The organism is Pantoea sp. FN0302 (assembly GCF_050113775.1).
Taxonomy (GTDB): Bacteria; Pseudomonadota; Gammaproteobacteria; order Enterobacterales; family Enterobacteriaceae; genus Mixta; species Mixta alhagi.
The window spans coordinates 1,721,216-1,733,279 of the sequence record NZ_JBNJSM010000001.1; the positions used below are offsets into that span (position 1 = coordinate 1,721,216).

The window sequence follows — 12,064 nt, forward strand, 5'->3', positions numbered from 1 at the left end:
ATGGGCGATAATGTCACGCTTGCGTCGTTAGCGGCCAGTGGGTTCCCATGAGCTGTAACAGCTTATCGGGCCCTTTTTCTATTCTGACCTGCTCAGCGCCCTGCCAGCGGGCAAAGCGATCGATAGCTTTACGCATGTCATTCACCAGGCCTGCGCCAACCCGGGTTTTGTCTTCCAGCCATACGTTCTTAATCTGTAAGCAACGCTCGCGGCGTAACATTTTCGCATCCAGCCGGGCCTTGAGTGCGCCACGATGCAGTAACGGCAAGGTAAAATAACCATAAAGGCGCTTTGCTTCAGGCGTATAGCACTCCAGCCGATAATTAAAATCAAATAGCGCCAGTGCGCGGCGTCGATCCCAGACCACAGGATCAAAAGGAGAGAGAATAGCCGTATGGGTGGCTTTCAGCGGCTTTTCTAATAATGCCGCACTCTCATGATGCAGCCACATCTCGCCCATATCTTCCACCGTTACCGCGACGACAAAGCCCTCTTCCTGCCAGCGTGGCATCAGCTCTTTTAACGCAACGCGTTTCAGGCGGTAATAGTCCGGTAACCACTCGGCGCGAAACAGCCCCAGGCTCCGGGCGCTGTTGCGTAACATCTGTTCCCGGGCATCTTTTTCGCTAAGCATATGCAATGCATCATCCCATTCCGGTAGCACCCGTTGCCGCAGATCATAAATACGCTGAAAATTTTGTCGGCCAGTAACCATCAGCTCCCCGGCGGTAAACAGATTTTCCAGATGTCGCTTATGCGGCTTCCACGCCCACCAGCCTGGCTGATGTCCGGGCGTCGTGGCAAAATCAGCAGAACGTACCGGGCCGTGGGTGGCGATATGTTGAAGCAGGTTCGCCACTTCATCAGCATGTTGCCTCATCCATTCAGCGCTGTATTTCCAGCCCATTTTTTCTGGTTGCAGCATTCGGTGGCGCAATAAGGGGTAATCTTCAGCAGGAATAAAACAGGCTTCATGCGCCCAGTATTCAAACAGACTGCCGGAAGCCAGAGCCTGCTCCAGCCAGATGGCAGGATAATCGCCCAGGCGGCTAAACAGGACCAGATAAGGACTACGCGCGACGACATGAATGGTATCGATTTGCAGCAGCGACATGCGCCGAATTATTGCCAGCAAATCGTTGTAGGTGGCCTGACGTGCAGGTGGATGCAGCAACCCTTGCGCAGCAAGATGCAGGTTACGGGCAGTCTGACGGGAAAGAGAAACGGGTGCCATCAGCTTTTCCTTTCATTCGGATAGCACCAGTTTAGTGGCTCTGCTCAACGCTGTTAAACCGCTAACGGCACAGCGCGATAATTTTTTGCAGTAGTGGCTCTGCCGTCGTGGAGAAATGCGCTCTAACCGGCAAATACCACCAGTTCTCATGAGCGAAAGCCCGGCACTTTACCGCATCCTTTTCCGTCATGATCAAGGGTTCATTGTTCGGAGTCAGCGCTGTCAGGCTCGCTTCGCTGTAGGCCTGATGATCGGCAAAAGGGATGGCCTGGATAACCTCAACCCCATGCTGACGCAGCGTAGAGAAAAAGCGCGGCGGATGTCCGATACCCGCCATCGCCACCACCGGCGATAAGGCTGCTGCCTGACGGCTGGCCCCGGTCTTCAGGTTTATCGCTTCGCCCGGCTGAAGCGTCATTGACAGCTCGCCTTGCCTGGCCTCTCCACCGTTAATAATCACGGCATCCACCTGTTGCAACCGGCTGGCGCGCTCACGCATCGGGCCGGCAGGTAACCACCAGCCGTTGCCGAAGCGCCTTTCGCCATCGACCACAACAATTTCCATATCGCGTGCCAGCGCATAATGCTGTAAACCATCATCAGTCACGATCAGATCCAGCGGACCGGCGGCGAGCAAGGCTTTAACCGCATCACTGCGTACCGGCGCGACGGCAACCGGGGCACCGGTACGCTGAGCGATCAGTACTGGCTCATCGCCCGCTTCCAGCGTCGAGGTTGCAGCGTTCAGCAGTAGCGGATAACGCTCGGCCTTGCCGCCATAGCCACGTGAGACTACGCCGACGCGCAGCCCCCGCTGCTGCAGTTGCTCCACCAGCCAGATAACCACCGGCGTTTTACCGTTACCGCCTGCAGTGAGATTCCCCACCACTACCACCGGAACCGGCGCACGCCAGGCGTGACGCAGGCCAAGGCGATAGCTCAGCCGGATAAGGCTGGCGATCAGCCCATACAGCAGGCTGAACGGCAACAGCAGCAAATAGAGCGCCGAGCGACCGCTCCAGATACGCTCAATCATTGACCAAACTGCATCTTATGCAGCTGCGCATAGGCGCCCCGCTGGCTAAGCAATTCATCATGCGTGCCGCGCTCAATAATCTGTCCATCCTCAACCACCACGATTTCATCAGCTTTTTCGATAGTGGAGAGGCGGTGCGCGATAACCAGCGAAGTACGGTTTTTCTGCAGTTCATCCAGCGCGGTCTGGATAGCACGTTCAGATTCGGTATCCAGTGCCGAAGTCGCCTCGTCAAGAATCAGGATCGGGCTGTCACGCAGCAGCGCGCGAGCTATGGCGATACGCTGACGCTGTCCGCCGGAAAGCAGAACGCCGTTCTCACCAATAACGGTATCCAGGCCGTTATCCATTTTGCGGATAAAGTCCATGGCATGTGCCATTTCAGCGGCCTTTTCGATCTCCTGGCGGTTATAGACGTCGTTTCGCGCGTAGGCGATGTTGTTAGCAATGGTATCGTTAAACAGATGAACATTTTGCGAGACCAGCGCAACCTGATTACGCAGAGAGCGCAGAGTATATTCACGCAGATCGTGACCATCCATCAGGATCTCCCCCTGCTGGATATCGTAAAAACGCGTCAGCAGGCTGGCGATGGTCGATTTACCCGAGCCGGAACGTCCGACCAGCGCCACGGTTTTACCTGCCGGGATGGTCAGATTGATATTACGCAGTGCCGGAAGATCGCGACCTGGGTAGCAGAACGTAACGTTACGGAATTCGATATCCCCTTTCGCTCGTTCAACTTCACGCTTGCCGGTATCCACTTCCTGCTCGCTATCAAGAATAGAGAACAGCGTCTGACAGGCGGCCATGCCGCGTTGAAACTGAGCATTCACATTGGTTAATGACTTTAACGGACGCATCAGCGCAATCATTGAAGAAAAGACCACGGTGATGGTGCCTGCCGTCAGGGTATCCATTACGCTGGGGAAGCTGGCGGCATAAAGCACAAAAGCCAGCGCCAGAGAAGCGATCAGCTGAATGATAGGGTCGGAAATAGATGAAGCAGAAACCAGCTTCATTCCCTGATGACGCATGCGGTTGCTGACTTTATCAAAACGCTCCGCTTCCACATCCTGACCACCGAAAATCAGTACTTCTTTGTGCCCTTTCAGCATCTGCTCAGCGCTGGTGGTTACCTGCCCCATGGTGTTCTGCATATTTTTACTGATGCTGCGAAAACGTTTGGAGACGGTACGAATCGCTATAGAAACAATCGGTGCGAGCACAATCAGGATCAGCGACAGCTGCCAGCTGTAGTAAAACATCATGATAAACAGGCCGATAATCGACGCGCCTTCGCGTACTACGGTAACCAGAGCGCTGGAAGAAGAAGAGGCAACCTGTTCAGAATCATAGGTTATACGCGACAGCAGTGTCCCGGTGGACTGCTGATCGAAAAAGGAGACCGGCATTCCCATCATATGATTGAATAAGCGACGACGCATATTCATGACAACATTGCCGGAAACCCATGAAATACAGTAGCTTGAAATATAACTCGAGACGCCGCGAATCAACATCAGGCCGATTACCGCCAACGGCATCCACATTAAGACCGATTCATCGGCCTTACCAAAGCCTTCATCCAGTAAAGGTTTCAGCAATGACAGCATAAGGGTATCGCCTGCCGCGTTGATGATAAGCGCTACGGCTGCCGCAATCAGTCCCGCTTTATGCGGTGCGATCATCGGCCAAAGGCGACGAAAAGTCTGCCATGTTGAGAGATCTTTATCTTGATGCATTATTTAACCAGCATTGTTTGAAATAGCCGCTCATTTTACCTGGATTCGCTCTGTACGCCAAACCACTGATGATACCAGCGGGGCATTATTTGTTCTCTTAACCCCTTGACTTGCCATCCATCATGATAAAAACCCACGCTAAGCTGCCCGGAACGCGAAGTATCGCGCCAGTAATAGCCATTTTTACGATAGCGCCCGATAACCTGAACCGAAGGCAAACGCCAGGTGTTATAACGCGCCACCGAAGCAAGCGCCACGCTTCCCTTAACATTGCGTAACAGCGCTGCGGTCGATGAGGTCTTGCTGCCATGATGCGGCACCTGAATAATATCGGCCTGTAGCGCCAGACGATCGCGTCGCAGTAGCGCTTTTTCCGCAGCCGCTTCCACGTCGCCCGTCAACAGTACCCGGTAGCGTCCATCATCAATCCGCACCACACAAGAGTCATTATTATTGCCATGCTCGCTTGTCGCCAGCGGCCACAGTACATCAAAAGTCAACTGCTGCCATTGCCAGCGCGTTCCCGCAATACAGGGTTGATGTCCTGGCAAGGTAAGCGCGCTACGTACCACTGCCCCAGGCCAGGCCTGCTGCATATCAGCTAATCCCCCCATATGATCGAGGTGCTGATGGCTGATAATGATTTCATCCACCGACAGACCGTGCCAGTTTAACCATGGCAACAGAGTTTGCCGGGCGGCGCTTCCTCCAGGCCAGCGATTGCCGGTGTCATACACCAGCGCGTGTCCATTTTGCGAGATAACAATTGCCAGGCCATGACCAATGTCGAGCATATCCAGCCGCCACTCAGGCTCAACACGGGTGATATGCCACAGCGCGGGCAGACAGCAGGTAGCAATTAACGCCGCCGGCGCGCGTCGCCACCATCCCAGACGAAAAGCGATAAAAAGTAGCCAGATGATAAAGCTGGCGATCAGCGCCTTTTTCCCCAGCCATAGCCATCCCTCCGGCAAAAGGGTTAAGAGATAAAAGGTTAGCGCAAGAGAGCGATCGGCCATCCACCAAAGCGGAAAGGCAAGCCAGCTGGCGGGCATCACCATCGCCAACAACAAGGCCGGCACCGTGATAAAAGAGACCACGGGTATAGCCAGCAGATTAGCTGGCAGAGAGGACAAACTTACGCCATGAAAGATATAAATCTGAATGGGGACCAGTAACAGCAACATCCCCAACTGCAAATGCATGAGTTGCAGAAGCATCCAGCGCTTGCGCCAGCGCCAGCGGGCAGGCAATGGAAACCACTGAAACCAAAACAGCAAAATGGCTACCGCCACGGCCGAAAGCCAAAAGCTGTCCGACAGAACCGCCATGGGATCAACAAACAGGATCCCGCCCACGCAGATCAGCCAAATTTGCCAGCTGCTGCAGTTGATCGCCTGAAAGCGCACCAGCGTCCATAGTGTTAACGCACTCATGGCCCTTATAGCCGGTGGGCTATTGCCTGCCAGCCAACAGTAGATTGCGGCGACGCACAGGCTGAACGATAGCGGCAACGCATAGCCTATGCGCCATGTCGGCAACAAATATTGTAAGGCTCTGGCCGCCAGCCATCCCAGCGAGGCAGCCAGACTGATATGCATACCGGAAATGGCCATTAGATGCGCAATTCCGGTATCCCTCAACAGAGCGCGGGTGTCAGCATTAACCTCTTCCCGATCGCCAAAGAGCAAGGCAGTCATTACACCGTGCCAGGGCAGATGCTGATATTGCTGCTGAGCATGGTTCATCAGGCGCTGACGCCATGAACAGTCGCTACTGAGCAATCTGGCAGCCAGCAGTCTGCCCTGTAGCGGCGTATGATTAGCCAGAGCGAATCGCTGGGCGTCAAAACCCCCTTCGTTTAAGCGCGCATGTACCGGGCGCAGACGCAGCGTCATTTCCCAACGTTGCCCCATACACCATTTCTGCTGAAACTTATCTGCTGTTACGCTGGCATAAACCGGGGGAAATATCCGCTGATTATCATACTCAACTATTTTTACCTTTAGCTGTGCCTTATCATGCCGAACCTGAGCGATCTCTGCGGGTACCTTAATGATCCCTTCAGTTAATTTAGCGAGCGGTTCCGTGGCCTGGCGCGCGGCCAGTAATGCCCAGACCATTAATATCCCAGCGGTTGCCATATAGCGTAACGCCCGCTGCGGCAGCATGAAAAACGCCAGCGCTGCAATTAGCATACAGACCAGGCTGTTATGTTCCGGCAACTGCGTCAAAAACAGCAGGGGCAATGTCGCGAGCGTGGCTAATAAAGCCAGCACATGGAGAGAATATGGCATGGTTTCATCCTTATAAACGAAGGATGAGTATGCCGAATTGACAGGCTACGCACAGCGGAAAGCTGGCATTGCTGAAAGCAATGACGCAAAGAAATTCCTGGGTTTACAAAGGTTGTCGGCTCGCTGTGAACATGCGCGCATTCACTGAATCGAAAGCAAAAAAAACGACACAACGTGTCGTTTTTTTATATATCGTCATTTTACTTTAGCCGTAAATGTTCGCACGATCGCGCAATTCTTTACCGGGTTTAAAATGGGGAACGTATTTACCTTCCAGTTCCACTTTATCACCAGTTTTAGGATTGCGGCCAACGCGCGGCGCACGGTAATGCAAAGAGAAACTGCCAAACCCCCGGATTTCGATGCGTTCACCCTGAGCCAACGTAGTGGCCATATGCTCAAGCATCTCTTTTACCGCATCCTCTACGGCTTTCGCCGGGATATGAGTTTGCTGGGCCGCAAGTCTTTCAATAAGTTCTGACTTGGTCATTAATCCTCCGGTTAATCCCTGTGGGAATGGTCTGACAGCTTGCTACAGGAACCGGGCGCCCAAAGGCGACCCGGAGCCTGAAGACGATTATTCGCCTTTAGCTGCTTTGAATGCTTCAGCCATAGCGTTAGAGAAGTTGCTCTCTTCCTGTTTGTTGTTAACAGTAGCGATAGCATCTTTTTCGTCAGCTTCGTCTTTAGCACGTACAGACAGGCTTACAACACGGTTTTTACGATCAACGCCAGTGAATTTCGCTTCAACGTCATCACCAACATTCAAAACCTGAGTTGCGTCTTCGATACGGTCGCGAGAAGCTTCAGAAGCGCGCAGGTAGCCTTCAACGCCGTCTGCTAATTCAACTGTAGCACCTTTAGCGTCAACTGCAGTTACTTTACCAGTAACAATTGCACCTTTCTTGTTCAGAGAGATGTAGTTGTTGAACGGGTCTTCTGCCAGCTGCTTAACGCCCAGGGAGATACGCTCGCGCTCTGCGTCAACCTGCAGAACAACAGCGGCGATTTCGTCACCTTTTTTGTACTCACGAACCGCTTCTTCACCAGTCGCGTTCCAGGAGATGTCAGACAGGTGAACCAGACCGTCGATGCCGCCTTCCAGGCCGATGAAGATACCGAAGTCAGTGATTGACTTGATTTTACCTTCAACACGGTCGCCCTTGTTATGGGTTTCCGCAAACTGCTGCCATGGGTTGGATTTGCACTGTTTCAGGCCCAGAGAGATACGACGACGTTCTTCGTCGATATCCAGAACCATCACTTCTACCACGTCGCCAACGTTAACAACTTTGGACGGGTGGATGTTTTTGTTGGTCCAGTCCATTTCAGACACGTGTACCAGGCCTTCAACGCCTTCTTCGATTTCAACGAAGCAGCCGTAGTCAGTCAGGTTGGTCACGCGACCGGTCAGTTTAGTCCCTTCCGGATAACGTTTAGCGATAGCTACCCACGGATCTTCGCCCAGCTGTTTCAGGCCCAGAGACACACGGGTACGCTCGCGATCGAACTTCAGCACCTTAACGGTGATTTCGTCGCCAACATTGACGATTTCGCTCGGATGCTTAACGCGTTTCCACGCCATGTCAGTGATGTGCAGCAGGCCGTCAACGCCGCCCAGGTCAACGAAGGCGCCGTAGTCAGTGAGGTTCTTAACGATACCTTTGACTTCCATGCCTTCCTGCAGGTTTTCCAGCAGCTGGTCGCGTTCTGCGCTGTTTTCAGATTCGATAACGGCACGACGAGAAACAACAACGTTGTTGCGCTTCTGATCCAGCTTGATTACTTTGAACTCAAGCTCTTTGCCTTCCAGGTGCAGCGTATCGCGCACTGGACGCACGTCAACCAGAGAACCTGGCAGGAACGCACGAATACCGTTCAGCTCAACAGTGAAGCCGCCCTTGACTTTGCCGTTGATCACGCCAGTTACAGTTGCAGCTTCTTCGTAAGCTTTTTCCAGCATCAGCCATGCTTCGTGACGCTTCGCTTTCTCACGAGACAGCAGGGTTTCACCGAAGCCGTCTTCTACTGCATCCAGAGCAACGTCAACTTCGTCACCAACCTGGATTTCAATCTCGCCCTGGGCGTTCTTGAACTGCTCAGCCGGAATGGCGGACTCAGATTTCAGACCGGCGTCAACCAGTACGATATCTTTGTCGATAGCAACAACAACACCGCGAACGATGGAACCCGGGCGGGTTTCGATTTCTTTCAGGGATTCTTCAAACAGTTGAGCAAAAGATTCAGTCATATTTAATCTTTAGATAGGTAAATTTAACGTCCACCTGACTTCCTGCCGGATGGGGTTGTTTAACATGCCTGATGACGTTCCTTATCACCAGGTTATTACATCTGTTCAGCCGCCAGCCTACGATAATGCCAGTTTTTCACGGGCATAATTGAGCGCGGTATCAATCACCTGCTCAATACTCATGCTGGTTGAATCCAACACTAGCGCATCTTGCGCGGGTACCAGCGGCGCAATAGCTCGGTTACGGTCGCGCTCGTCGCGCTCCTTTATCTCGGCTAAAAGGCGTTCAAAGTTAACACTAAAGCCCTTCTCCTGCAACTGTAGCATACGACGGTGTGCACGCTCTTCGGAGCTGGCGTCCAGAAAAATTTTTACTGGCGCATCGGGGAAAACCACCGTGCCCATATCACGACCGTCGGCAATCAGGCCTGGCGCATCGCGAAACGCACGTTGACGACGCAATAACGCCTCACGTACCCGAGGAAAGGCCGCCACTTTCGAGGCCGTATTGCTCACTTCCTGCGTACGGATTTCACCCGTTACATCTTCGCCTTCCAGAATGACCGCCATTTCCCCATCGGTAGAGATAAAGCGCACATCTAAATGCGCGGCGATAGGCACCAGCGCCTCTTCTGATTCGATATCTACCTGATGATGAAGCGCTGCCAACGCTAATACGCGATAAATAGCACCAGAATCAAGCAGATGCCACTGCAGCGCCTCAGCCATTGCCTTGCAGAGCGTGCCTTTGCCCGCGCCGCTTGGACCATCAATGGTAATTACCGGGGCTGTTGCCGTCATTTTATTCTCCTGTCGCTGCTGGTCGTTCTTATTGCTACCTGCATTCATAAGTCGCGGCATATTATACGCTGCAATCATTAAGAACGTTATCTTTAAGGACAGACAGGCACCAAATAATCTTCTTTTTAGGAACTTCCGCTCACAGATAAAATAACGTAACGGTTCAGCCGCCACCGCTTAAATCTGCGCTGACGGCCTTTTTTCAGGCTAAGGTGCTGATAGCCGCCAGACGTTCAAAGTAGTCCGGAAAAGTTTTTGCCGTACATTTTGGATCAAGGATGGTAACGGCAGTATCAGAGAGCGCTACCAGCGAGAAACACATCGCCATGCGGTGATCGTTATAGGTGCCGATGTGTGCTGAAGTAAGATGTTGCGGAGGTGTAATACGGATAAAGTCATGGCCCTCTTCTACTTCAGCGCCGACTTTACGTAGTTCGGTAGCCATCGCAGATAACCGATCGGTTTCTTTCACCCGCCAGTTATAGATATTGCGTAATACCGTTGTGCCCTCAGCAAATAACGCCGCAGTAGCAATGGTCATTGCCGCATCGGGGATATGGTTCATATCCAGATCCACAGCCTGTAATTTATCACGTGTACAGGCAATATAATCATCACCCCACTCGATTTTAGCGCCCATTTTTTCCAGCACGTCAGCAAAACGGATATCGCCCTGTACGCTATTACGCCCCACGCCGGTAACGCGCACCGTACCGCCTTTTATCGCGGCGGCGGCAAGAAAGTAAGAGGCAGAAGAGGCATCGCCTTCCACCAGATAGTTGCCGGGTGAGATATAACGCTGCTGCCCACGAATCGAGAAGCGTTGGTAATTACTGTTTTCTACCCTGACGCCAAAGGTATTCATCAGATGCAGCGTAATATCAATATAGGGTTTGGATACCAGCTCGCCTTTGATCACAATATGGGTGTCCTGCGCTGCCAGCGGCGCAGCCATCAGCAGAGCCGTTAAAAACTGGCTTGAGACGCTGCCATCTACGCTCACTTCGCCGCCGACGAAACCGCCATGAATATGTACCGGCGGATAGTCGTTCTGCTCGAGATAATCAATTTGCGCGCCGCCCTGACGCAGCGCATCAACCAGGTGACCGATGGGGCGCTCTTTCATGCGTGGCTCGCCGGTCAGAACAATGTCATTGCTGCCCAGGCAGAGCGCCGCAGCCAGTGGACGCATAGCGGTTCCGGCGTTGCCCAGGAACAGCTCCAGCGCCTTTTCCGCTTTTAGCGGCCCGCCGACGCCGTTAACTTCACAGACGGTACGATCTGCTGACAGCTTATAGCCAACGCCTAAAGCGCCAAGCGCATTAAGCATATGTTTAACGTCATCGCTGTCCAGGAGATTAGTCAGGCGTGTCGTTCCCTGAGCCAGCGCAGCCAGCAGTAAGGCGCGGTTAGAAACGCTTTTTGAGCCAGGCAAATTTACCGTGCCGTCAACGCGGACTATAGGTTGTAGTGTCAGGGATTCCTGCATGTGAAAACTTCTCTCCGTAAAGCCAGTACAAGAAAACCTCGTGCCAGGACGAGGTTTGTAGAAAATATGAAACCGGGATCAGCCGTGCCGACGTTCGAAATCAATCATGAAATCGGTGAGGACTTTTACGCCTTCCAGCGGCATAGCGTTATAGATAGACGCGCGCATTCCGCCGACAACGCGATGCCCTTTCAAAGCATGCAGCCCGGCGGCAAAAGATTCTTCAAGGAAAAGTTTATCCAGCTCGGCATCAGCCAGCTGGAAAGGCACATTCATCCGTGAACGGTTGCTGACGGCAACGTCATTGCGATAGAAATCACTACGGTCAATAACGCCATACAGCAAATCGGCTTTGGCCTGGTTGATTTTATCCATTTCGCTGATGCCGCCATGCTCTTTCAGCCATTTAAATACCAGACCAGAAAGGTACCAGGCAAAAGTCGGCGGGGTATTGTACATAGAATCATTGTCCGCCAGCGCTTTATAATTCAGCACGCTGGGCAGCGCCTGCTGGGCGCTGCCCAGCAGATCGTCACGTACAATGACCAGCGTCAGCCCGGCAGGGCCAATATTTTTCTGCGCTCCGGCGTAGATAACGCCGTAACGACTGATATCCAGTGGACGAGAAAGAATGGTGGAAGAGAGATCGGCCACTACGATTTTATCGCCAAAATCAGGTTGTTCATCAATGGCAAGGCCATCGATGGTTTCATTTGGGCAGAAATGAACATACGCAGCCTCATCGCTTAATGCCCATTCGCGCATAGGCAGTAAAGCGCGCTTGCCATCAACCTGAATCTTCGCGTCAATCACGTTAGGCGTACAGTATTTTTGTGCTTCCTGAACAGCGCTATGCGCCCAGTAGCCGCCGTCGATATAGTCTGCGGTTTTGGCCGCGCCCAACAGATTCATCGGCACTGCGGCAAACTGCGCGCGTGCGCCGCCCTGACAGAATAAAACTTTATAGTTATCGGGGATTTTCAGCAGATCGCGCAGATCTTTTTCTGCTTCTTCTGCAACCTGAATAAACTCCTTGCTGCGATGGCTGATCTCCATCACGGAAGTGCCCAATCCATTCCAGTTGCAAAGCTCTTGTTCTGCACGGCGAAGCACTTCTACCGGCAGCATTGCCGGACCGGAGCTAAAATTATAAATCTGCGTCATTTCCCGTCACCACTGTCAGATCTGTTGATTATGAATAGGCTATCGGT

The 12,064-nt window shown here is 52.7% G+C and carries 9 protein-coding genes; all 9 read right to left on the reverse strand.

What is annotated here, in order from left to right:
* Window positions 1-13: 13 nt before the first annotated feature.
* Window positions 14-1,234, reverse strand: a complete 1,221-nt coding sequence (locus ACQE32_RS08070) for a winged helix-turn-helix domain-containing protein (RefSeq protein WP_426974240.1) — start codon at window positions 1,232-1,234, stop codon at window positions 14-16.
* 61 nt (window positions 1,235-1,295) lie between these two features.
* Window positions 1,296-2,270: a tetraacyldisaccharide 4'-kinase gene (gene lpxK, locus ACQE32_RS08075; RefSeq protein WP_250652267.1), complete on the reverse strand. Its 975-nt coding sequence runs from the start codon at window positions 2,268-2,270 to the stop codon at window positions 1,296-1,298.
* Entirely contained in the window at window positions 2,267-4,015 is a 1,749-nt protein-coding gene (msbA, locus tag ACQE32_RS08080; RefSeq protein WP_427021617.1) for a lipid A ABC transporter ATP-binding protein/permease MsbA, read from the reverse strand. The genes lpxK and msbA overlap by 4 nt, the downstream gene beginning before the upstream one ends.
* Before the next feature lie 35 nt (window positions 4,016-4,050).
* The gene (locus tag ACQE32_RS08085) at window positions 4,051-6,312 is read right to left on the reverse strand and encodes a ComEC family protein (RefSeq protein WP_427021618.1); all 2,262 of its coding nucleotides are present in this window, start codon (window positions 6,310-6,312) and stop codon (window positions 4,051-4,053) included.
* A 205-nt stretch (window positions 6,313-6,517) separates the two neighbouring features.
* On the reverse strand, window positions 6,518-6,802 hold the full coding sequence (gene ihfB / locus ACQE32_RS08090; protein WP_038627039.1) for an integration host factor subunit beta: 285 nt from the start codon (window positions 6,800-6,802) through the stop codon (window positions 6,518-6,520).
* A gap of 87 nt (window positions 6,803-6,889) precedes the next feature.
* Complete coding sequence (gene rpsA / locus ACQE32_RS08095; RefSeq protein WP_085067418.1) at window positions 6,890-8,563, reverse strand: 30S ribosomal protein S1; 1,674 nt, start codon at window positions 8,561-8,563, stop codon at window positions 6,890-6,892.
* A gap of 117 nt (window positions 8,564-8,680) precedes the next feature.
* Window positions 8,681-9,364 carry a (d)CMP kinase gene (gene cmk, locus ACQE32_RS08100; protein ID WP_085067419.1) on the reverse strand — a complete coding sequence of 228 codons (684 nt, stop codon included), beginning with the start codon at window positions 9,362-9,364 and terminating at the stop codon, window positions 8,681-8,683.
* A gap of 202 nt (window positions 9,365-9,566) precedes the next feature.
* The gene (aroA, locus tag ACQE32_RS08105; protein WP_426974237.1) at window positions 9,567-10,853 is read right to left on the reverse strand and encodes a 3-phosphoshikimate 1-carboxyvinyltransferase; all 1,287 of its coding nucleotides are present in this window, start codon (window positions 10,851-10,853) and stop codon (window positions 9,567-9,569) included.
* Window positions 10,854-10,931: 78 nt separating this feature from the next.
* A complete protein-coding gene (gene serC / locus ACQE32_RS08110; protein WP_426981086.1) occupies window positions 10,932-12,017 on the reverse strand; it encodes a 3-phosphoserine/phosphohydroxythreonine transaminase in 1,086 nt (361 codons plus the stop codon).
* Window positions 12,018-12,064 lie beyond the last annotated feature (47 nt).